This window comes from Verrucomicrobiia bacterium, from assembly GCA_026414565.1.
GTDB lineage: Bacteria > Verrucomicrobiota > Verrucomicrobiia > Limisphaerales > Fontisphaeraceae > Fontisphaera.
In genome coordinates this window covers 53,876-76,938 of record JAOAIT010000070.1, presented here as the reverse complement: position 1 = coordinate 76,938, position 23,063 = coordinate 53,876, and the positions used below count along the sequence as shown (strand labels likewise).

Sequence of the window (23,063 nt, the reverse complement as noted above, 5' to 3'; positions counted from 1 at the left end):
CGCCTGCGCCGCACTCACCAAATCATTGCTCACCCCGCTGGACGTCGAACTCCCACTCATGCTCAACGTGCTCCAGTCCCCCACCCCAGGCTGCGTGCTGAAGTTCTCCTGATACCCGTTCGGCCCCACCAACGCCGCCTGGGCGACGAGAGCCAGAGAAAAAAAACATGTGAGCCAATAGCGCATCATAACCGCCTTTCCAAGATTATCAGTTAGATTGATTTTCAATTATTTAGCTCCTAATGTGCAGCAGCTTAATTCATGCCATCTGATTTCTCACCAATTTCCGCCTTTCGACACCTCACAGCAGAAAACGCAAGTCTTTGCCCTGAATGGACTTGGGCAATGAGGAAAACAGGAAAAAAACAATCCCACAACACCGGACGAGGCGTTGGGCACTGGCGGCACGGGGCCAGACTGCGCCACCACTTTGGCAAAAAACTAACCGCAACATAAGGCTAACGCGGGCAAACCATGTTACAAATTGGTGACAGTGGCAACAAAAATCACTGCCCGATTTTTCTGGCTGGCGGGCAAGCAGGCCGATTCAGGCCCGACTGGATGACAAAAGAAGGCGCCTTGCCGGGTGGCCCCGCCCTGCTTCATGCCCTCGGGCCAATTCGGCGCTGGAGCGCCGAGTCACGGCGTTCTCCTCATCATACGAGTAGAAACCACCGTATATACGCATTGACGGGCTGACATGATATCCTTACGCCTCGTGCCGTCGCCGCACAGGCAGGAGAGCGCGCCCAAGAAAAAAACATTTTAGACTTGAGATTTCCGTCCAAAAAGCCGATGCTTCTCCTGTCAGCGGGAAACGTGAGAGTGACCTTGCTGGAAGCTCTTTGACAGCCTGAATGCGGCTGGAAATTTGAAAACAAATTTCCCTGCCCGGTGCGTGATTAGGAACAAAGTCCTTGAACCGTAAAATCCTCAAAAAGGAGCCTCTATTTCGCTGCCTGCCGACAAGCCTTTCATCCGTGAACTGGTAGTCGAACGGCCGCGATCGGGTTCCACTTGTTCTTGAGCAGTTCAAAGGAACTGTTACACACGGCCAGGGTGGGGTTTTTTTTTGCCCGGAGAGACCGCGCGCCCTAAAAGTTATCCAGCAGAATCTCGGGAGCCACGCGGAATTTGGCGGGAGCATCAAAGAAATCCAAATCCAGGCGCGCCTGATTGAGGTTGAATTGAAGGCTTTGAAACAGGGCAGGATGGAACTGGGCGCGTTCAAAGAAGGGGCCGGAAGCTGTGACCTGACGTTCATCCCAATTTTCCAAGAGCATGGTCAGCCGGCCTCCCCCATTCAGGAAAGCGCGCACAAGCTGGGAAGCATCGGCGATGGGAGCGGCATTGGTGGTTTTGGCCGCCGCAAACTCGATGGCCGCCACCCGTTCCAGCGGCAGGGGCAGCTCGCCGAAGTCGGCCTGCAGGAGCAACTCCCCCTTGCGAATGGCCTTTACGCGGCCCGCCACGCGATCCTTGTTCAACAGGCGGACCAGCTCCTGGCCTCGGGCGACGGGAGTTTCCGGGTAGTTATCAATCTGGCCGTCCCAGGCGGTCACGCGCAGATTGGCAATGCGCACCTGCTGTGCCATGCCGGCCAGATAAAAGCCCAGGCCGGTGCCCAGACCCTCCAAATTCGAAATGTCCAGCCACTGGCGCAACAGCACGTCATTGCCATAAACAGCAACGGTTTTATTGGGGATGTCCGTGCGGATGGACAGGCGGATCTTGCGTGTGCCTTCGGGCATGTCCACCATGCCCAGCGACATGTTGTTGCCGGTACGGGTGGCCCGGCAAAGCTGCAGGTTACGAGGAGACACCTGCAACATATAGGCGTTACCGTCAGGTGAGGCGGGACGATCGGTGTAAAACCAAATGCTCAAGTAAAAATTGCCCTGCCAGGACAGGTCAAATTCGATGTTTGAGACCGGCGGCAAATCCAACTGACGTCCTAGAAAACCCGCGTTCACGCCATAAAACGCGCCGTTGTGATAATGCCAGCCATTGGCAACCGCGCGCGGCTGGGTTTCCGGGGAAACCAACTGGGCCACGCCGCCCACAATTACAAATTGCACATCGGTGCGCACGCCACTGAGATTGGTCCAGCCGCTCATGCTGTCCGGCCCTTCGTAAATAACCTTGTAACGGGAGAGACCGGTGAGCAATGAGGCGAGGCCTTGACGCTGCAGGCGCAAGTTGCCGGCGTACCAGGTGCGCAAAACCAACGTCTGGTCATCCATTTCCTGAAGCTCGCCGCGTATTTCATCCCCATTGACCAGCCGCACCACCGAATCCGTGCCGTGCGGCGGGACCGGCCGGGTGCGGGCAAGCCGCACCTTGTACACGCCCCGAGGTTTAATGGTAAGGGTGGTTCCCTCCGGACTGTGCTGCCAGCGCAAACCATTGGCATCCATGCCCACCAGCCGCCCGCGCAAAATGTCCCCGCTCAAAAACTCCAGAATATCTTCCGATGGGGACACAGGGCCGTCCGTAGCCGGGGCGTTCTGTGCACTGGCCGAAAACAGGCCCATGCCTGCCAGCGCCATCATCAAGAGTAATCGGCTTAAAAACGCCATGCCCTTCAATGTAACGGTGAAAGGCGGGGGATGCAATCCGCCACCGAGATTGCCGGCGTGCGCGACTGCCCGCTTGTGTGTCTAGGTGACATGAACTCTTCAGAGTCTGCAGCGTTTCAGACCTTAGTCCGCAAACTGGACGGCGATACCCATGGGTTCCAGGAATTTCTGGATGCTGGCTCTGGCCCGCTGGTCCGCCTCCTTCAGGATTTCGTATTCCCGCGCGGCCCGGCGCATGTCCTGAAGGGCCTGCTGACGGGCCAAATCCGGAAGCTGCGCATCGAAGCGCCGTAGAAAGCCCGTCTTGTGTTCAATTAACTGCGTGCGTTGTTCGTCCAGATAAACATCCGTGATCTGGCTGGGGGGCAGGCGCAGGATGAGATTGGTGCCACGCCATTTCGTATCCTTTTCCGTAATTTTGGATAAATCCACCCCCGCCTTGACCACACCATGAGCCACCAAAATGACGCGGTTTTCACCCGCAAGCAGGGCCAGCTTGCCGGTGGGGGGGTCTTCGAGGATGACGACTTTTTCCAGGCGCTGCTGAACCGTCACCAAGTGGTTGAGGGTCTGAATGTTGCGCAGGAAAACAGCGGTATTGCGCTGGGTGGAGCGCTGGCCCTGCAGGTAAAGGCGGACCAGCAAGAAACCCGCCACCAGCAGTAGCAGGGATAAAATCCCCACGATCAAACCCACGATGAGCAACCGTGTTTTCCACATGTCCCTAATCTAAACCACGCCAGCCCGGGGCGGGAGAAAAAACCGCCATTGGCAAAACAGTTGCGCAACGGGAGCCAAATCGTTAGATTGCATGGTGTCAAGCATGCCAGGGTGGGCGCGGGGCGGCGGAATGATGCCGTCCCGGTCTCGGCGGCATGTGCCAGTGGTCATGAACGGACTGACACCCAGCGAAGAGACCCAACTGCTGCAGACCATCGAGATGTTCGAGGTCATCACGCAGTCCCAGCCTCATGATTACCAGTCTTTGGAAATCCTGAAAGAGGCGTATTCCAAGCTGGGACGTGCCAAGGAGGCGGTGAACACCGCCAAACGTATTGCCGAGGCGTACATGCAGCTCGGGCAGCTTTCGTCAGCCATTCTCGAGTACGAAACCATTTTACAACAATATCCGGACGACCCGGATGTGCGCCGGGCGCTGGCCGAGATTGAAAACAAGGCCGCCAGCATGACGGCCAGCCCGATGCCGCTGGAGGCGGAGGCCGCCAAACCCGCCGTCGCGCGGCCCGGCGCCGAGGTCAAGGTGGATGACGGCCGGGACCTCATGTACAAGCTGTTTGTGGACGGCAAGCACATCACCGCCGGCGACTTTGATTTGTGCTGGGTCACCCCTGCTCCGATGCCGGGCAAGATTGTGGACCCGTTTTTACAGGTGTTGCACGATAAAAACATCCTGCCGCTGGACAAGTCCCTGCGTCTGCTGTGCGACAAATCGGGGGTGGCGTTTCTGCCGCTGGACCGCTACGACGTGGATGTGGAGCTGGCCCGGAGGTTTCCGCGGGAGACCTGCCAGCGGTGGTGTGTGCTGCCTATTGATAGGATGAGCAAGTCCTTGATGGTGGCCACCTGCAACCCCTTCAACAAACAGGCCGCCAAAGAACTGACTGAGGCCAGCAAGGACAAGGACCGCATCATCTGGTACATCTCGCCGCCGCAGGAACTGCTGCGCGTGATCAAAAAAGTTTTTAAATAACCTCGTCAACCCCCTATGCCACCGGTCAACAAGCCCTTTGGCGAACGCATCGCCGATGCCATGATCGAAGATGGCCTGCTGACCAGCGCGCAGGTGGATGAGTTGCTGGCCAAGCAGAAAAAGGAGGGCAAACGCTTCCTCAACCTGGTGATTGACGAAAAACTGGTCACCGACCAGGACCTGGTAGTTTGCATGGGCCGCGTGTTGAACACCCCACCGGTCAATCTGGCGCGGGTGGGCATCGAGAAGGACGTGGCCGACCTGGTGCCGGTGGACATGGCCCGCAATCACAAGGTGGTGCCGGTTTCCCGCCTGGGCAACAAGCTCTACCTGGCCATGGCCGACCCCCTCAACGTGCTGGCCAAGGACGATGTCAAGCGCGTCACCAAAATGGAGGTGGCCCCGCTGATTGCGCCGGAAAAGGCCATTCTCGACAAAATCGCGGCCATCGAGTCCGGCAAAGGCGCCACTCTGGCGGAAATTGTCTCGCAAACCGCTGAGGCGGCTGAGGCCGAGGTGGCCGAGGACGCCGAAAGCCTGGAGGTGGCCAAGGAGACCCAGGAGGAGATCTCGCTGGATCAGATGGCCGAGTCGGGCAGCGAGGCGCCGGTCATCAAGCTGGCCAACATCATTCTGGTGCAGGCCATCAAGGACCGCGTCAGCGACATCCACATCGAGCCGTTCGAGAAGATGGTCAAGCTGCGCTATCGCATTGACGGCGCGCTCATCGAGCAGCCCCCCATTGCCAAGGCGATGCAGATTCCGCTCACCTCGCGCATCAAAATCATGAGCAATCTGGACATCGCCGAGCGCCGCCTGCCGCAGGACGGCCGCATGCGCGTGAAGGTGGGCGGACGTGATATTGACCTGCGCGTTTCCTTCCTGCCCACCGTCCACGGCGAGAAATGCGTGCTGCGCGTGCTCGACAAATCCAATCTTTCCGCGAGCATGGACAAGCTGGGCCTAGACGAGGACAGCTTCCGGCGGCTCAAAGCGGCGGTGGATGCGCCCCACGGATTGATTTTGGTCACCGGCCCCACCGGCTCCGGCAAGACCACCACCCTGTACTCGTGCCTTAACGAGCTTAACAATCCAGACTACAACATCGTAACGGTTGAAGACCCGGTGGAGTTTCAAATCCCGGGCATCAATCAGGTGCCGGTGAAGAAGGAAATTGGCCTCACCTTTGCCGCGGCGCTGCGCTCGATTCTGCGCCAGGACCCGGACATTGTGATGATCGGGGAAATCCGCGACGAGGAAACCGCCGAAATCGCCGTGGAGGCCGCGCTGACCGGGCACCAGGTGCTGAGCACCATGCACTGCAACGATGCACCCGGCGCCATTGCCCGTCTGGATGACATGGGGATTGCCCCATTCCTTATTTCCTCGTCGGTCATTTTGTCCTGTGCGCAGCGCCTGATGCGCCGCATTTGTAACGTGTGCAAGGAAAAGGTGGAATATCCGCCGCGGATGTTCCAGGACTTGGGGATTGCGCCGGACTTCTTTGCGGGGGTGGACTTATACCGGGGCCGCGGATGTGACCGCTGCAAGAACACCGGTTATTCCGGGCGTTGCGCGATTATCGAAATCATGACGGTGACCGACGAAATCCGAAAGCTCATCATCAAACGCGCCAGTTCGATGGAGGTGGCCAAAGTGGCGATGGAACAGGGCATGCGCAGCCTGCGGCAGGTGGCCCTGGACAAGGTACGTGCCGGCATTTCCACCCTCGAGCAAACCCTCGTGGTCACCGCCGCACATTAAAGCCCACGACCGCGCTTCAAAACAAAACGCACGGCGCGCGGCGGGTTTTACGTCCCCTCCGCGCGCCGCAGTTTCGCACTTTGCCTTCAGGCGGGGCTACGCTCTCATGGATGCGCAAGCCCAATTTCAGTTACGCCCCGATCAAGGTTGAAGGCGGATTACCCGGTAGAATCGGCGCTCCGACGTGGAAGCGCCATCTTGATATTGCCACAGGCCCCCGCCCGCCTCGGCAGCCTGTCCCAGGTCAAACCACTGCCGGAGGTCCGTAGAGTACTGAATCCGATACTGGAAGCCCGGCAGGCCCATGACCCGGAGGGTGGGCCCACTGGGCCCCCGGCTCAACCCTACGATTTGCGGGTGGGAAACGGTGTCATTGCGCAGGGCCAGGTTCTGAATGCGTTGATCCCATGCCATGGGCGTATCGGCCACGGCATAAACCTGGATGTTGGTCAAATACCCGGCCAGCGCCCATTGTTCACCGCCATCGGTGAAGAATGTGTTGCCGCTGGCAGGGGCCAAATCCACCCGGTCAGCCGCCTGGGTTAGCGGATAATAAGAATCACCACCGTCAGCCAGGAAACCCAGGGTAACCAGGCGGAAGGTACGGTTGGGATCGCCCACCAGTTGGCCTTGATCCACCACCAAGTCCAGCGTGCCATCGGCGCGCCGGGCAACCAGTGTTTGCACCCGCGATCCGGGCGTTGCGATGCCGGTGATCACCGTGTTGGAACGGGCGTAGGTCATCGGCGGATTGGTGGGCTGATAGCTGAACCACAAGCCGCTGACCTGCGGGAATTGGCCGGGCGTGGCGCCGGGCGCGGTAGCTGCCACGCTCCATTCCATGGTGTCGCGCAGTTGTTGCGCGGTGAGGGTTAGCAACGTCAAACCGTTATTGAAGCGCAGAGCATTCTCAATGTCGAGCTGCGAGATGGCTCCGGCCGGCTTGCCCACCTGGGGATTGGGCAGAGGCGGGCCAAAAAACGCGCCGCCGCCATAGCCCACCACCGCGCCGATCGAATCACGAATGCCGCCGCCGTTTTTGAGCGAGATGGAAACCGTGGGATCGGCCAGCCGGCCGCGCCAGAGGTTGGCATCGGCAGTAAGATTGCCCAGGTTGGATTCTTCCGTCCGCACAAACTGGCGCAGGCCGTTGAGATAGACCAGCGTGCGGCCAAAGAACAGACCGTCCTTGGCGTTGATGATGGCCCCCAGGTTGGTGGCCACATTTAACACCGTGGCATTGGGCGGTTGATTGCCCGTCTCGGCAATGCCCTGTTCGTCTGTGGCATAAACGCCACTGGCAGGATCATAACTGGTGATCAGCCCCTGCTCATCAAAGCGCACGATGAAGCGCCCGACGTAGCGATAATTGGCGCCGGCGTTTACCACCGCCACCGGCTGCCCCAGGGTACTGTTAAACCAGACCGGATAATTGGTGACGGCCACATCGCCGGGCCGGAGGCGGTCCTGCGGCTTGGCAAAGATGGCATGCGACCCGCCCGCGATGACCACGTCCACATCGCGCAATTGCTGCGCCAGGGCAAACTCGTTGGCAAACTGCTGCAGGTGGGCCAGCACAATGACTTTGTTGACGCCCAGCGGCAGCAAGGCGTCCACTGCGGCCTGCACGGCCGTCACCAGATTGGTGTCCACCTGGATGTTGCCCGGCGAGGAGATGGCCCTCAGCTCGGGCGTGGTGACGCCCACCAAACCGATCCACTGGCCAGCCACCTGCACGATGCAGGAGCGGGCCACGCGGTTGCTCAAGGTGGTGTTGGGCTGGCCATCGGCGGCCACCAGGCTGGCCATGCTGCTGTCTGTGGCAAAGTTCAGATTGGCGCTCAGATAAGGGAACAACGTGCCGGCATAATTCACGGCGGCATCGCGCAAAATCAGGTTGCGCACCTGCGGCGTGCCGGCATCAAATTCATGATTGCCGAAGGCCGACGCCTGGAAGCCCATGGCGTTAAACATGACGATGTCACCCCGCCCGGCCACGCCGTTAAACCCTGCGGCCGGGTCGGCGGAGGCGTTGAAGAAGGGGCCGGGGATGTAGTTGTCGCCCGAGGAAACAATGAGGGTATTGGTGGGATACTGTGCTTTCAGCCCGTTGAGCACGGCGCTGAAGGCAGGGGCATCAAAAATGGCGTTCAAACTCGCCTCAAAATCGCTGGCGTGCAGGATTTGCACGGTGAGCGGCGGGGAGCTGGTGTTCTTGCGGGCGGTAATCAACACAGGGGCGGAAGTGGAGCTGAGGCCCAGGTTGTCCGTGACCACCGCCTGATAGAGAAAGTCGCCCAGAGGATGATTGGTAAAGCCGAGCTGGTAGGGGGCCGCGGTATTTGTGCGCACCGCCACGCCATTCCGGTAAAAGACTACGCGGGAAATCCAGCCGTCCACATCCTGGACATCCGCAATAAGGGTGAAATTGACCGGCGCGCTGGTGGCCACGACCGCGGGAGTGGTGCGCAACGCGATCAGCGGAGCAAGATTGGCTGTCACCGTTTCCACCTGATAGACCGAGGAAGTAGCCGCAGCCCCCTCATGATCGTAGGCCACGGCGGTTATGGCAAACAGGCCGGCATTGGTCAGCGTGACCGCGAGCTCAAAAGGATAGGCCGTGTCCTCACTCACCTTGCTGGTGCCTTGGTAATACTGCACTTTGACGATTTTGCCGTCCTGGTCATAAGCATTGGCAACAAGCTTGAAGGAGACAGGCAGGGCCAAAACGGCGTTGGTGGGGCCTGTCAGCACCACCCCCGGAGGCTGATTGGAAGGCGCCGCTGCCCCATAAGTGGGCAGCGTAACGCGATAAGCCAGGGCCAGGGTGTCCATGCCGATTTCATTGGTGCCGACCGCCTCCCCATTATGGTACACCACCGGAGCTTTGAAATCATTGTCGCTGATGACCAGGAGAAGATAATCATCCGGACGCTGCCCCTCGAACAGGGGGATCAAGGCCAGACTCTCCATTTTTTCGGGAATGGTGTTGGTGTCATGCGGAGCGCTGGCATTCAGGCCAAACTTGGCCAGTTGTTGCTCATCCAACATGTCCACCAAATCCATGCGTGTGACCGGCTTAATGGAAGAAGGCAGACCGCTGGCCGGCAGCGAGAGCTGCCCCGGCGCGCCCAACTCCAAGTTGTAGGGAGAATCAATAATGTTGGTGGCGCCTTCGATGCTGGCCAGCACCACGCGCTTATAGGTGGGGGCGGTAAAGATATTGGTGCCGGTCAAGCCCTGGCCAATTTGATCCCGCTCCAACACTAGAAACTCCATGTGGTTGAGCGCCAGGATTTCACTGACCGGCGTGTGGCGGTTGGTTTGGGCGCTGCCGTTGAGGGTAAGCACATAGACGTACATGGCCAGGGCTTCGCCATAAGTGGGCGAACTTTCGTCCGCGTCAAAAACTACCACCCGGGTATTGCGTCCAGCGGTGCCGGCCCCGCCATCCTGAATGGTGGGGCTTTGCAGCATGGCAAACAGCCGCTTGCCATCCGGAGTGATGCTCAGTCCCTCCAACCCCCGATTATTGCGCCGGCCCGAAACTGGAGCGGTCACCGCAGTGAAGTAATTCTTGCGCGGATAGGCCGCGCCAAACTTGGGCATGAGGGACTCGGGAATCTTGAAGTGCATCTCGTAATTGCCGTCGGCCGAAAAGCGATAAATGTAGGGGCCGTATTCATCGCTCACGTAAAAGCGGCCGTCCGGCAGGCGCACCAAACCTTCCCCGTCCAGGCTGCGCCGGCCCTGGCCGAGACTGTCGGGGGCCGATTGCGGATGCGTCAGCACATTGGTGTCGTTGGCATCAAAACCGGTGTAATGATTGGTCCTTTCGTAGGTAAAAAAGATGAGGCCGGTATTTACGAGCGAAATTTGGTTTTGGGGCGCCGGCCCGGGGCCTTCGTAAGGGGTAATGGCCAGGCTGAACTTCAAGATGCGGGTCAGGTAGTTCTGTGCGCCGTCCCCGAAGCCGCGATCCGGTAGCGCGTACAAAGTGCCGCGAACGGTGCGCCCTTCATGCACAGCCGAGCCCCAGTCAAAATAAGTGGCTGAACCAAAACCACCCAGCGAATCCAGCCCGGGGCCGCGCACGTCGAAGGCATCGCCGGGCACCCTGCCCACCGCCACCAGGCCGAGGTTGGTGAAACCGTTGAATTGAGCGGCGCAGGGAAGGCATACCAGCGCCAGGCAACTGAGAATCCAGAGAATGGTTTTTTGTTTCATACCAGTGTACGCGATTTGGGTTGTTCAGTCGGGCAAATGACGGGCCGCAATCACTCATTTGCCACGCCCCCAACAGCAACAGGAAATGATGACAATCGGTTGGCGAAAACGTCACGCGGCGGTGATAAGACGAAAAACCATATCAGCCTGCGGACAGGAAATAATCGGCCATGTGCAACAAGCGCGTGGCAAAAACGGACCACGACTGGACCAGTCCGGCAACCGCCAAATACCACGACAACGGCAAGCGTCCCTCCGGGCCATTGACCGCCCGGGGCGGCCTTGTTAGCGTGCGCGCGTGCCAAAGACCTCCGGCTCACAACCTGTTCCGCACACCGGCCTGCGTCCCGTGGCCGCCAGGCTGCGCGAGGCGTATGCGCGGATGCGCGCCCATTTTGGCTATCAGCATTGGTGGCCGGGGGAGACGCCATTCGAGGTGTGCGTGGGAGCCATTCTCACCCAAAACACCGCCTGGTCCAATGTGGAGCGAGCCATCGGCAATCTCAAGCAGGCCGCCCCCTTGACCCCCCAAGCCCTCTGGGCAATGCCGCCACAGCAAATGGCCCGGCTCATCCGGCCGGCAGGTTATTTCAACATTAAAACTCAACGTTTGCGCGCGTTTCTCGAGGTCCTGGTCACGCAATACGGCGGCAACCTGCAGCGCCTGTTTACCGGCGATGTGGCCACGGTGCGCGCCCGATTGCTGGCCATTCATGGCATCGGGCGGGAAACGGCTGACAGCATGTTGCTTTACGCGGGAGGGCATCTAAGTTTTGTGGTGGATGCCTACACCAAGCGCATCTTTCTGCGTCACGGCTGGTGGCATCCCCCGCGCCGGCAGCAACGCGCCGGCAAGACTCAGACGGCCGAAGAATACGAGTCCCTCAAGGCCCTGTGTGAGAGCGCGCTAAATCATGTACCCCAAAAGGAGCGCCTGGATTTGTGGCAGGACTACCACGCCCAACTGGTCATGGTGGGCAAGCACTATTGCACCGCCCGCGAACCGCGCTGCGCCCAGTGTCCGCTGCGTGAGCTGCTGCCCCGCGAAGGCCCCCTTGAAACATAACCGCTGCGGTTTCTGAGCCCTTCGTGGCGGATCGCAGCCAAGGGGCAACCAGACCAATACTTGCGCACGCGAGGAACACGAAGACGTTTTCCTGTGGCAGCGACCTTGCCCCCTCGCCGATCATCATCATCAATCAACCGGGAGCAGAACTCGCGCTTTTAACGCCGGTTGTTTTGTGGGATAACCAGCCCATGACGATGCATACCCCTTTGTCGCATAAGGGCCGCCAATGGGTGTGGGCCGTTGGTCTGGCGTGTTTGTCTTGTCTGCCGCTGGGATTCGGACGGGATTGGCATGTCGCCGCGGGCGCGCGTGAGGGAGATGGGAGTGTGGCGCGGCCTTTTGGCAGTGTGCAGGAAGCGCTGCAGGCCGCCCGCTCCGCCGTGGGACCGCACCGGATTCTGGTGCAATCCGGTGATTACTACAACGTGTCCCTCACGCTGGGACCGCAGGACGCCGGTCTGAGCATTGAAGGCACTGGCGCGACTCCTCCGGTGCTATATGGGGGGATCCGGCTGACGAACTGGCAGGCCGAGGGCAGGTTTCAAGTTGCGCCACTGCCGTCCTCCCCCACTGGCAGGCCGTGGGAAATCCGCCTGCTGCTGGTCAACGGCGAAGCCCGCCCACGTGCCCGTTATCCTTCGACAGGCGCGTTGCCGCATGAGAGCGTATTTTCCGTGCCGTGGATGTCCACCACCGGCGGCGGCTGGCAACGGCCCCCCACCGATGAAGAGCTGACCACCTTGAAATATCGCCAGGGAGACGTGGGGGACTGGTTGGAAGTGGCCAATGCGGAAATCACCGTGTTTCACATGTGGGATGAATCATGCGTGGGCATAGCGGCGCATGATGTGACCCAGCGCATCCTGAAACTGACGCCCAAGACCGGCCATCCGCCCGGTGCTTTCGGGGTGCAAAAATATGTGCTGTGGAACATTGAGCAGGGCATGTTAAGCGCCGGCAACTGGTATCATGATCGCGCGCGCAACCGCCTTGTCTATTGGCCAAAGCCCGGCGAGAAAATGGCCAACTTGCACGTGGTGGCTCCCAACCAAACCACCATCATCAGCCTGCGCGGTGAGCGGGACAAGCTGGTGCGGGGCGTGGTCCTGCGTCGCCTCACGCTTGCCGCCACCACCGTCCCCCTCATTTCAGGTGGGTTTGCCGCCGAGGCGTTTCCCGGGGCCATCCAATTACAACATGTCGAGCAATGCCGCCTCGATGAGCTGATCGTCCGCGGAGTGGCCGGTCATGGCATCAAGGGCAACGGGATCACCCGCGAGGTGCGGGTGGAAAATTGTGAAGTGACGGATTGCGGCGCGGGCGGCGTGTACGTGGGCGGAGAGCGGTCAGTCATCTTCAACAATCACATTCACGGCATCGGCCGCGCCTATCCCAGCGCCATCGGCATTTACCGCGGGGGGCGCCAGTGCCGGGTGGCACACAACGAAGTGCATGATTGCTCCTACTCCGCCATCAACTACGGAGGCACCTCCAACATCGTGGAAAATAACCTGCTATATGACTGCATGAAAGTGCTGCACGACGGTGCGGCCATTTATATGTTTGCCGCGTCCAACTGTGTGTTGCGCGGCAACCTGGCCCGGGACATTGTGGATACCGGCGGCTACGGCGCCTCCGCCTACTATTTGGATGAGCGCAGCTCCGGCTGTCTGGTCGAATCCAACCTGTCCATCCGCGTGAACTGGCCGTCCCATAACCACATGGCCACCAACAACACCATCCGCCATAATCTGTTCATGGTGCTGGGGGACGCCAAAATCACCTTTCCACGCTCCACGGGCTTTATTCTGGAGCGCAATCTGCTGTACGCCACCGGCAAAATCCGGGTGGAGGGCGCGCAGGCCGTCATGACCTGGAGCAACAACTTGTTTTTTGCCGAGAGTGGCCGCTATGAGTGGGTGACCTTGAATCAATACAGCGCGCGTGCAAGCTCCACCAACCCGCCGCCGGGAGTGGCCACCAATCGCCCGTTACTCCTCAATTTGTGGCAGCCCACGGCCCGCCCCGCGCCGGAATCGCCCGCCCATGCCCTGGGCATCGGGCCGGTGGATGTGTCCCAGGCCGGCCGTCTTCCGCGCCGGGGAAAATGAACCGAAAAAATCTGTAAAAATGGGACTGTTTTACAGTTGCAGTTTTTATTTTGCTTAGCATATTCGGCGCATGGCTGACATACCATTGCTGACAATTGAGCTGCCGGGCATCAAGAAACTGAAAAGCGGCAAGGTGCGCGAGGTGTTTGACCTGGGCGAACATCTGCTGTTTGTGGCCACAGATCGCATTTCGGCATTTGATGTCGTCATGCCCAATGGCATCCCGCGCAAGGGCGAAGTGCTGACCCAGCTTTCGCATTTCTGGTTTGACCAAACCGAAGCGTTGGTGCCCAACCATCGGGTGCTGCGGGCGGGCGATCCCCTGCCCCCGGCGCTGGCGGCCTGGGCGCCCCAGTTGCAACGCCGCAGCATGATTGTAAAAAAGGCCCAGCCCCTGGCCATCGAGTGCGTGGTGCGCGGCTATCTGGCTGGCTCCGGGTGGAAGGAATACAAGGCCTCCCGGACTGTATGCGGCATCCCACTGCCGCCGGGATTGCAGGAGTCCAGCGAGCTGCCGGAGCCGATCTTCACCCCCGCCACCAAGGCGGAGACCGGGCATGACGAGAACATCTCCTTTGAACAGGCAGCGCAGATTGTGGGACGGGAAATTGCTGAAAAAGTGCGCGATTTAAGCCTGAAAATCTACACTCATGCCCGGGCTTACGCCCGCCAGCGGGGCATCATCATCGCGGATACCAAGTTTGAGTTTGGGCTGTACCAGGGCCAGTTGATTTTGATTGATGAAGTCCTGACGCCGGACTCGTCCCGGTTCTGGCCGGCGGATCAATACCAACCGGGGCGCGGCCAGCCCAGTTACGACAAGCAATTTGTGCGGGATTATTTGGAGACGTTGAATTGGGACAAGAATCCCCCCGGCCCGATGCTGCCGCCGGACGTTGTCGAAAAGACCCAGGCCAAATACCTGGAGGCCTATCGCCGCCTGACGGGCCGCGATTTGTAAGCGGCCCCTTCGGGGCCCCCAGCCACCGCAGCCATGCAAGCGCTGGTGGAGGACTTTCTCATGCACCTGCGCCTGGAGCGCGGCATGGCCGAGCACACCCAGCGCACCTACGCCGCGCTGCTAGGGGCGTTTGTCAACTGGGCGGAAAAGGAAGGTTTTCAGGACTGGCGCCAAATCAAGCTGCCGGATTTGATGCGCTACCTGGAGCACGAGCGCCGACGACCTCTGCACACCGAGCCAAAGGATTCTCCCCGCCGTCTGGCCCCTGAGAGCGTTTATCTGGAAATTGCGGCGTTGCGGGCCTTTTACCGCTGGGCTGAACAGGAAAAACACCTCCCGCTCAACGTCACTGAATCGTTGTCCCTGCCACGCCGCTGGCAGCGGCTGCCCAAGGCGCTCTCCGACGCGGAAATCCAGCGCCTCCTGCAGGCCCCGGGACAGAAGGCCACGCCCCGCGACTTGTGCGATCATGCCATTCTGGAGCTGGCCTACGCCTGCGGCCTGCGCCGGGCCGAATTGTGCGCGCTACGGGTGGAACAACTGCATCTGGAAGCCGGCTTCATCAACGTGATTGGCAAGGGCAATAAAGAGCGGGTGGTGCCGGTGGGAGAAGTGGCCATTGCCGCGCTGCGGGATTACCTGGCGCGTGGCCGGCCGGAGCTGGTCACCCCCAAGTCCCCGGCCAATGTTTTCCTGACCCGGCGCGGCACGGCCTTTTCGCCAGTCACCCTATGGTGGCGCATTCGGCAATGTGTGCGCCGGGCGGGGATTCAACGGCGCATCACGCCCCACATGCTGCGCCACAGCTTTGCCACGCATCTTTTGGAACATGGGGCGGATTTGCGGGTAATTCAGGAACTGCTCGGCCACGCGCACATCGCCACCACCGAGGTCTATACTCACGTCGCCTCCAGCCACTTGCGGGAGCTTCATCGCCGCTTCCATCCCCGGGCTTGAGCGCCCAAGATGCCGTCATCCCAGTTTCAGAAAGTTGCCCACCAACCGGCGGCCTTCCTCGGTCAAAATGCTTTCCGGGTGAAACTGCACGCCCCAGATGGGATACTGCTTGTGCCGCACCCCCATGATCTCCCCTTCATCCGATTCGGCGGTGATTTCCAGACAATCCGGCAGCGAGGCCCGTTCAATCACCAGCGAATGATAGCGGGTGGCGCGGAAGGGATTGGGCATGCCCTGGAATAAATCGCGCCCGTTGTGGTGGATCGGTGAGACTTTGCCGTGCATCATGCGGTAGTTCACAATCACCCGGGCGCCAAAGGTGTGCCCAATACATTGATGCCCCAGGCAGACGCCAAACAGCGGGATGCGCGGGCCGAAGGTGCGGATGATGTCATTGGACAGGCCGGCCTCGCGCGGCGAACAAGGGCCGGGCGAAATGAGAATGCGCTCCGGTTTGAGCGCGGCGACCTCGTCCAGAGTGATCTGGTCATTGCGGACAACGCGCATGGGGACATTCATCTCGCCCAGGTATTGCACCAGGTTGAAGGTAAACGAATCGTAATTGTCTATGACCAGCATCATGGCGGCATCCGTCCACCCCCAAGAGTAGTGGAGGCAGCCCTCCCGCGCAACGGTGGAGTGCGCCAACGGCTTTCAGGAGCCGGCGCCCACCCGCCGCAGTCGCGGGATTTAAAAAAGGGCACCCATCCCACGCACCGCCACCGGCCTGATTGGCAAAACGGCGTTCTTGCAAAGCGGACACGGTTTTTGTTGAATGCCTCTGCATGGCGCAACAACAAACGCTTAAAAAGTCCGCGTCGTTCTCCGGCATTGGCCTTCATAGCGGCAACCGGGTGAACATGACGTTTCTGCCCGCTCCGGCCAATACCGGCATCCGCTTTCGGCGGGTGGACCTGGAAGGCCGGCCGGAGATAGAGGCGCGCATCGAGCAGGTGAGCGACACCCTGCGCTCCACCACCCTGGCCAAGGGCAATGCCAAAGTGCACACGGTGGAGCACGTGCTGGCCGCTTTCGCCGGCTGCGGGGTGGACAACGCCATCGTGGAACTGGATGCCAATGAACCCCCCATCGCTGATGGCAGCGCCCGGGAATACGTGCGGATGATTCATGAGGCTGGCATCGCCCCGCTGGCCGAGCAGCGCGAGCCTTACCGCCTGACCACTCCCATCGAGCTGCAACTGGGCGAAACCTTCATGGCGGCATTCCCGCATGACTCCTTCAAAATCACCTGCACCAGCGCCGACAAAAACGGGCGGTTCACCCAGTATTTCAGCCTCGAAGTCACCCCGGAGAGCTGGGAAAAGGAGCTGGCCCACGCGCGCACCTTTTGCTTTTTTGAGGAGATTGAGCTGCTGTTCAAAAATGGCCTCATCAAGGGCGGCAGCCTGGAGAATGCCGTCATCATCCGCGAGGACGCCGTGCTGACGAATGAGCCGCTGCGGTACGCCAACGAATTCGTGCGGCACAAAATGCTGGATATTGTCGGCGATCTGGCGTTGCTGGGACGGCCCCTGCTGGCGCATATCGTGGCGGTGAAACCCAGTCACGCCGCCAACAATGAGCTCGGCAAGGCCATTCTGGCGCAGATGCGCAAGCCCCTCCAGGCGGTCCAGACCTTCACCCCTCCCCCGCCGGAGCCGGAAAAAGAAAAACCGGCGCCGGCGCCGCGCAAGGAGCGGGAAGCAGCCGGCGAAAAGGCCGGGCCTTCGCCGGATTTGGTCAAGGACGGCGCCACGCTGGATGTGATGCAGGTGATGCAAATCCTGCCCCACCGTCATCCGTTTCTGATGGTGGACAAGGTCATCAAAATCGAGGGTAACCGCGTGGTGGGCATCAAGAATGTCAGCATTGGCGAATTTTACTTTGAAGGCCATTTCCCCGGACACCCCATCATGCCCGGCGTGTTGCAATTGGAGGCCATGGCGCAGGTGGCCGGCATCCTGATGATGCGCCAGGCGGAGAACATCGGCAAGCTGGCCTATTTCATGTCCGCGGAAAACGTCAAATGGCGCAAACCGGTGCGTCCCGGGGATGTGCTCACCATTGACGTGGAGGTGCTGAAGATGCGGGGCAAAATTGGCAAGGCCAAAGGCACGTGCCTGGTGGAAGGAGACGTGGTCAGCGAGGCCGAAGTCACCTTCATGCTGGTGGATAACAAATAACAAGCAAAACCATCACCCATAATTCAAAATCCGAGAGGAAGCTGCGCCATGGGTTGTTTATTATTCCCAACGCCCCCCGAGGTGCGTCCGACCTGGAAGGATTTATTTTAGCGGCATCCTAATTCCATGATTCATCCTACCGCCATCATTCATCCCAAGGCCAAAATAGGCGCAGACTGCCATATTGGACCTTATTGCATTATTGGAGAGCATGTGGAGCTGGGGGACGGCTGTTATCTGCACAGCCATGTGGTCCTGGACGGCCGCATCACCCTGGGCCGGAACAACGAAATTTTTCCCTTTGCCTCACTGGGGCTGAAAACCCAGGACCTGAAATGGAAGGGGGGCGCGACATATACCCGAATCGGCGACCACAACACCTTCCGCGAGTACGTCACCGTGCACAGTGCCACGGGGGACGGGGAGGTCACCGTCATCGGCTCGCACAATCACATCCTTGCCTACTGCCACATCGCCCACAATGTCACCCTGGGCAATCACATCATCATGAGCAACGTGGCCACACTGGCCGGACATGTCACGGTGGAGGATTATGCGGTCATTGGCGGGCTGGCGGCAGTGCATCAGTTCTGCCGCATCGGGCGCATGGCCATCATCGGCGGCTGCTCGAAGGTGGTGCAGGACATCCCGCCCTACATGCTGGCCGATGGCAACCCCGCCGTGGCGCGCACCATCAACAAGGTGGGCATGGAGCGCAACGGCGTTTCCGACGAGGCCCAGACGGCCTTGAAGCGGGCCTACAAGATTTTATGCCGGGAAGGGCTGACGGTTTCCAATGCTTTGGAACGCATTGAGCAGGAACTGCCAGCCCTGCCCGAGATCGTGCATCTGGTGGCATTTGTGCGGGCCAGTGAACGCGGCATTGCCCGGGCCTAAGACCGGCCCGTAGCCCCGACCTCCCGGGCACTGCGCCCCGCGTTTATGAGGTTCTGGTTTCCGATTGAGCGGCGCGAACTGCTGGTGTCCAGCCGGCGATGGATGACGTATGCGCGTCGTCTGTTCACCCCGGCGGCGGTGATGGCCTTTACCTTCCTGATTCTGGGAAAGGACCTGAGCCGGCTGGACCAGCGCGAGATGGGGCAGTTTCTTTTCCTGACCACGGCCTGGATTGCCTTTTTTTATGCCTCATTCAGCGGCTTTGCGTTGACCGCCGACTGCCTGAGCCGGGAAAAGCGGGAACACACACTGGGGCTGCTCTTTCTAACGCATCTCCGCAGCTTCGATATCGTCCTGGGCAAGCTCATCTCGCACTCCATCGTGGCCCTGAGCGGTTTGGTGGCCACCCTGCCGCTGCTGATGATTCCGGTGTTGTTGGGAGGCATCAGCTTGTCACAAGTCGGGCAAACCGCCACCATCTTGTTGTTGACCATGCTGCTGTCCCTGGCGGCGGGCCTATTTGCCTCGTCCCTGCTACGCACTGCCAGTCTGGCCACGGCCACCGCTGTTGCGCTGCTGCTGCTCTACAATTTTTCCGGATTTGTCCTTCTATCTATCGCCTCTGCGGTGGAGACGCCGGCAGGGGAAAACCTGCTTACCTCAATAGCATGCGGCTTGTTGACGCTCAGCCCGGTAGCCGCCATGCTTAAAGTTTCCACAGGTTTTTCCATGCAGGGTGCTGGGCTCGCTCCGCCCTATAGCTCTCCGATTGCCGCCTGGGAAATCCTGGTCATGGTGCAATCCGGCGCCATCGCGGTGCTCATCCTCGCCGCCGTTTTTTTCACGGCACGCTTCTGGCAGGAAAAGCCCGAGCGGCAATTCTTCCTTTGGCAGCGGTTGCGGCACTGGCTGTTATTTGGTCCGGCCTGGTATCGCCGGCGAGTTTACCAACGCTGGTTTGCACAAGACCCCATTGCCTGGATGTTAGTGCGGCCCTGGTATAAACCCATCGTCGTGTGGCTCATTTTGGGTCTGTTTGCTGCGTTTTTTGCGCTTTCGCTCGAGTTGCAGGGTAAGGAAGTGCGGGGGAATTGGCTCTGGCTGGCGTGGATGACTTTGGGGCTGTTCAAAGTTGCCCTGAGCCTCGAAAGCTCGCAGGGTCTGGCGCGCGAAATTCGGCAGCAAGAATTGGAGGCGCTGTTGGGCACCCCCTTGCGGGCGTCTGACTTTATTGCCAGTCATTGGCGGGCCTTGCGGATTCTGTTTCTGAAGCCGTTGGTGGCGTTGGTGGTGCTGGTGTTGGTTATGTTTTACTTTAACGGCGCCATTGGCACATGGCCCTTCCACCCCTTTAGCGAGGGGGAACGATTGACGATATGGCTGCAATACGGAGGACTCTTGCTCCTGTTTTTCCTGGATTGCTGGGCGCTGGGCTGGGTGGGCCTGTGGCAGGGACTCAAGCTCCGCAAGCAGTTAAACAGCGGGCTTTATACGATGGTGCTGGTCTTGGGGATGCCCTGGATCCTAACGTCCGTGGCCTTCGGCTTCCTCGTGTGGGTGAACGGTCATTATCATCAACCACTTCCCGAACAATCAACAAGCCATTTACTTTTACTCGTCTTTGCGGTGCCCATCAGCCTCATGCTGGGCTTGCGCGGCCGCCAGCAGGTTAAAAAACACTTTCGCGCGCTCGCCCTGCAACATCGCTACGAATGCGCCCCGCCCCCATGGTGGCAGAGGCTGGGCGGGTGGTGGCAACGGGTGGCTCGTCCTGCCGCATAAGCCTCAGCTCTCAATATCCACGGCGTGGTGGACCGGCAGGGTCACGCGAAACAAAGCCCCCTGCCCCGGCTGGCCGCGAGCGGTAATTTCCCCGCCATGGCGTTCGGCAATTTTGCGACAAATGGCCAGACCCACTCCTGCGCCCTCGTAATCGCCGCGGCCATGCAACCGTTGAAAAACGCCGAAAATTCGCTCGGCGTATTTGTCGTCAAACCCGATGCCGTTATCCTGCACGGCGATCTGACAAAATTCCGTCTCCGGTGGATAATCGGCCAGCAAGGCGGGCGAAACGCCGTGCGCCGCCCCTTCCGCGGTGGTAAAGATTTTTGCGGTGACCTGAATCTCCGGCGGCACGCCCGGGCGATGGAATTTCAGGGCGTTACCCAGGAGGTTCTGCAACAACTGCCGCATTTGCATCGGATCGGCCTGGATTTCCGGCAGCTCACCCACCTGGATGCGGGCGTTGGTCTGTTCGATGCGAATTTCCAGATCGCCCAGCACCTCCCGCGCAATCTCCGAGAGCTTCACCTGCGCGAAAGGCTTGGCCTTGGTGGTAATGCGAGAATAGGCCAGCAGGGCCTCAATCAACATCTGCATGCGTTCGGCGGCATTTTGCATGCGCGCCAGATAATCCTTGCCCTCGGGCGTGAGCGCCGCGCCACATTTGGCCTGGAGGCGGTCGCCAAAGGCGCGCACCTTGCGCAGCGGCTCCTGCAAATCATGCGAGGCCACGTAGGCAAATTCCTGTAATTCCCGGTTGTTCTGCGCCAGCCGGCGGGTATATTCCTGCAGGCGTGCCTCTGCCTGCTTGCGGGACGTGATGTCCGTAAACAATCCCACCAACCCTATGACCTCGCCCGAGGCATCAATCACCGGGGCTTTCACCACCTCCACAATCCGTTCGCGGCCCTGCGCGACATTCCGCTCCTCGAGCGTCACCGGCTTGCGCTCCTGCATCACCCGCAAATCATCCGCCCGATATTTCTCGGCCAGATCGCGCGGGAAGAAATCAAAATCATTCCGCCCCACCACCTGCTCGGGCGTTTTGCCCAGATCCGCAGCAAAGGCGGCATTGACGCCGCGAAACACGAGCTGGCGATCTTTGTAAAACACCCGTTGCGGCAAACTGGCCAGCAGGGTGCGATTCAGCTCCTCACTCTCCCGCAGGGCGGCTTCATGGTGGGAGGCCTGGGCCACGAATTGGCGCAAGTCCCGAAAGACCAATCCCCAGAACAAGGTGAGCACGGCCATGCCGGAGGCCAGCAGCAGGCTGGTCCGATTGACTTGCTCAAACCGCCGCAGCCAAATCTGCTGATGCTGCGCCGCCAGCCCCTCCCGCAAACGATGCCAGGCCAGGTTGTAGGACTGCAGTTGCGTTTGATATTCGTCGGTCCGCAAGAGCCGCTGGGCAGCATCGAGGTTGCCCTGCCGGACAAGGTCCAGGGCCTGCCGCTCCACCTGGGTTAGTCGGCGCAGGGGAATTTGGCGATATAACCAGGGCAGGCGCTGCGCCACTTCGCCCAGCCGTGCCGCCGCCTGGCTCTCACGCCAATAATAAGCCTCCACCGCACCTGCGCCACCACGCCACACCGCCAGGACCGCGCTCTGGCTCAATTCATGGTTGAGGTGGTGCAGCTCCAGCACCAGGGCGCTCTCCTGCGCCAGCTTTTCAGCCAGCTCGCGGTTCAGCCGCGCCTCGCGATTCAGGCTCCACAAGGCTGCCACCAGCAAGGCCACCGAACAACCGGCCGCCACCAGCAACAGGCGGCGCGGAAATTCCCGCGCCATCAGCGTTTTCTCCGCCAAGATACCTGCCATTCCTCGCCTCCTTTTCCCGTGGGTTCAGCGCCCTTTGGCCCGCAAATCCGGCCGCGGCATTTTCACAAACAAGGCGTAAACCTTTTCAATATCCGCTGCCGTGGGAATGCCGTCATGTACGTAAAGTCCATAGCGCAGCTCCAAGGGGTTTTCCGCGCTGATTACGCGTTCCCCCAGAAAAGTGGGGGAAGCCCCCATCCATCCATCATCCCGCACATGAAACGGGGTGGGATGGCTATAGTTGGCAGGATGATCCATCAGGGTGACGCCCTCCCGCGCCGTCGCCGTGATGGCGCCGGAATAATCCACCCACCGGGCCGGCTTGCGGAAACATCCCGCCTCATTGACGCCACCTTCGGAGTTGCGCATGAGGCCGCCGCCATCGCGCACACCCACGGTTTTGGCCATGCGGACACCCACAAAACCGAAAGCCGTCTGCCCCAAAGTGACCGGCTTTGCCACCGGCTCGAATCGCATATCCAACAACAGCAGCCATTCGCCGCGGTTCAAATAACGCACGGTGATTTGCCGGCGTTCTCTGAGCAGAGGCGCCCCTCCCGAGCGCCATTCGTTGAGGGCCACCATATATGCGGCATCTTCCCCATCCTCGAGGCGCTCCATGGCCACGTGCACGATCTGATTGGTGGCGAAATCCTCCCAAAAATTGGCGCCCTGGACGTTTTGATGCGAAATCCAGACGGAGTTATGGTGCTTGTGCGATTGGGGATCACGCGGATGCCCCATGCGGGTAAGGGAGCGCCCCGCCGGGCCGTTAAGCGGATAAAGGAAAGGGCGCTGTAAGTTTGCGCTGTAATAATATCGCGTCAGTTCACGGCCCTGATATTCGAAGCTGATTTGCTCCAAAGGCAGGGGCAGAGCCTGCAGGGCGGGCACGGGCCTGGCCGAAGGCAGGTCCACCTGCCCGGCGGCGGGCAGCAGGCACGCCGCCAGGCTTCCCCCCAAGATCAGCATCCTCAGCATTGCCGGCAATGCCGATCGTTCGC

At 60.1% G+C, this 23,063-nt stretch carries 16 protein-coding genes and 1 other RNA gene; 10 read left to right on the top strand and 7 right to left on the bottom strand.

What is annotated here, in order from left to right; translation table 11 throughout:
- Positions 1 to 189, bottom strand: a 189-nt coding sequence (locus tag N3J91_16550; protein ID MCX8158023.1) for a hypothetical protein, incomplete at its 3' end; no start/stop codon positions are given.
- A gap of 692 nt (positions 190 to 881) precedes the next feature.
- Between N3J91_16550 and ssrS the strand changes: the two genes are divergently transcribed.
- A non-coding RNA gene (gene ssrS / locus N3J91_16545) (6S RNA) lies at positions 882 to 1,070 on the top strand.
- A gap of 24 nt (positions 1,071 to 1,094) precedes the next feature.
- Here ssrS and N3J91_16540 read toward each other — a convergent pair.
- On the bottom strand, positions 1,095 to 2,579 hold the full coding sequence (locus N3J91_16540; protein MCX8158022.1) for a hypothetical protein: 1,485 nt from the start codon (positions 2,577 to 2,579) through the stop codon (positions 1,095 to 1,097).
- 123 nt (positions 2,580 to 2,702) lie between these two features.
- A complete protein-coding gene (locus tag N3J91_16535) occupies positions 2,703 to 3,299 on the bottom strand; it encodes a DUF4230 domain-containing protein (GenBank protein MCX8158021.1) in 597 nt (198 codons plus the stop codon).
- A gap of 169 nt (positions 3,300 to 3,468) precedes the next feature.
- Here N3J91_16535 and N3J91_16530 point away from each other — a divergent pair, with 169 nt between their 5' ends.
- Together N3J91_16530 and N3J91_16525 are read left to right on the top strand one after the other, a co-directional pair.
- Positions 3,469 to 4,290: a tetratricopeptide repeat protein gene (locus N3J91_16530; GenBank protein MCX8158020.1), complete on the top strand. Its 822-nt coding sequence runs from the start codon at positions 3,469 to 3,471 to the stop codon at positions 4,288 to 4,290.
- Between the two features lie 15 nt (positions 4,291 to 4,305).
- Positions 4,306 to 6,054: an ATPase, T2SS/T4P/T4SS family gene (locus N3J91_16525; protein ID MCX8158019.1), complete on the top strand. Its 1,749-nt coding sequence runs from the start codon at positions 4,306 to 4,308 to the stop codon at positions 6,052 to 6,054.
- A gap of 141 nt (positions 6,055 to 6,195) precedes the next feature.
- Here the strand turns inward: N3J91_16525 and N3J91_16520 are convergent, their stop codons facing one another.
- Positions 6,196 to 10,281 carry an esterase-like activity of phytase family protein gene (locus tag N3J91_16520; GenBank protein MCX8158018.1) on the bottom strand — a complete coding sequence of 1,362 codons (4,086 nt, stop codon included), beginning with the start codon at positions 10,279 to 10,281 and terminating at the stop codon, positions 6,196 to 6,198.
- A 298-nt stretch (positions 10,282 to 10,579) separates the two neighbouring features.
- On the opposite strand from N3J91_16520, the gene N3J91_16515 reads away from it, so the two are divergent.
- The 4 genes from N3J91_16515 to N3J91_16500 all read left to right on the top strand — a co-directional run bounded on the left by N3J91_16515 (position 10,580) and on the right by N3J91_16500 (position 15,379).
- Entirely contained in the window at positions 10,580 to 11,347 is a 768-nt protein-coding gene (locus tag N3J91_16515; GenBank protein ID MCX8158017.1) for an endonuclease III domain-containing protein, read from the top strand.
- A gap of 191 nt (positions 11,348 to 11,538) precedes the next feature.
- The gene (locus N3J91_16510) at positions 11,539 to 13,461 is read left to right on the top strand and encodes a right-handed parallel beta-helix repeat-containing protein (GenBank protein ID MCX8158016.1); all 1,923 of its coding nucleotides are present in this window, start codon (positions 11,539 to 11,541) and stop codon (positions 13,459 to 13,461) included.
- 70 nt (positions 13,462 to 13,531) lie between these two features.
- Positions 13,532 to 14,422 carry a phosphoribosylaminoimidazolesuccinocarboxamide synthase gene (locus tag N3J91_16505; GenBank protein MCX8158015.1) on the top strand — a complete coding sequence of 297 codons (891 nt, stop codon included), beginning with the start codon at positions 13,532 to 13,534 and terminating at the stop codon, positions 14,420 to 14,422.
- Positions 14,423 to 14,455: 33 nt separating this feature from the next.
- Entirely contained in the window at positions 14,456 to 15,379 is a 924-nt protein-coding gene (locus N3J91_16500; protein MCX8158014.1) for a tyrosine recombinase, read from the top strand.
- A gap of 15 nt (positions 15,380 to 15,394) precedes the next feature.
- On the opposite strand, the gene N3J91_16495 is transcribed toward N3J91_16500, so the two are convergent.
- Positions 15,395 to 15,961, bottom strand: a complete 567-nt coding sequence (locus N3J91_16495) for an aminodeoxychorismate/anthranilate synthase component II (protein MCX8158013.1) — start codon at positions 15,959 to 15,961, stop codon at positions 15,395 to 15,397.
- A gap of 203 nt (positions 15,962 to 16,164) precedes the next feature.
- Between N3J91_16495 and lpxC the strand changes: the two genes are divergently transcribed.
- From lpxC to N3J91_16480, 3 genes are all read left to right on the top strand, one after another.
- A complete protein-coding gene (gene lpxC, locus N3J91_16490) occupies positions 16,165 to 17,562 on the top strand; it encodes a UDP-3-O-acyl-N-acetylglucosamine deacetylase (protein MCX8158012.1) in 1,398 nt (465 codons plus the stop codon).
- Between the two features lie 126 nt (positions 17,563 to 17,688).
- The gene (gene lpxA, locus N3J91_16485; protein ID MCX8158011.1) at positions 17,689 to 18,459 is read left to right on the top strand and encodes an acyl-ACP--UDP-N-acetylglucosamine O-acyltransferase; all 771 of its coding nucleotides are present in this window, start codon (positions 17,689 to 17,691) and stop codon (positions 18,457 to 18,459) included.
- Between the two features lie 45 nt (positions 18,460 to 18,504).
- Entirely contained in the window at positions 18,505 to 20,241 is a 1,737-nt protein-coding gene (locus tag N3J91_16480; protein ID MCX8158010.1) for an ABC transporter permease, read from the top strand.
- Between the two features lie 3 nt (positions 20,242 to 20,244).
- Here the strand turns inward: N3J91_16480 and N3J91_16475 are convergent, their stop codons facing one another.
- Together N3J91_16475 and N3J91_16470 are read right to left on the bottom strand one after the other, a co-directional pair.
- On the bottom strand, positions 20,245 to 22,059 hold the full coding sequence (locus N3J91_16475; GenBank protein MCX8158009.1) for a PAS domain-containing protein: 1,815 nt from the start codon (positions 22,057 to 22,059) through the stop codon (positions 20,245 to 20,247).
- Positions 22,060 to 22,083: 24 nt separating this feature from the next.
- Positions 22,084 to 23,040 (bottom strand): PmoA family protein, encoded by a 957-nt coding sequence (locus tag N3J91_16470; GenBank protein MCX8158008.1) that lies wholly within the window; start codon positions 23,038 to 23,040, stop codon positions 22,084 to 22,086.
- Positions 23,041 to 23,063 lie beyond the last annotated feature (23 nt).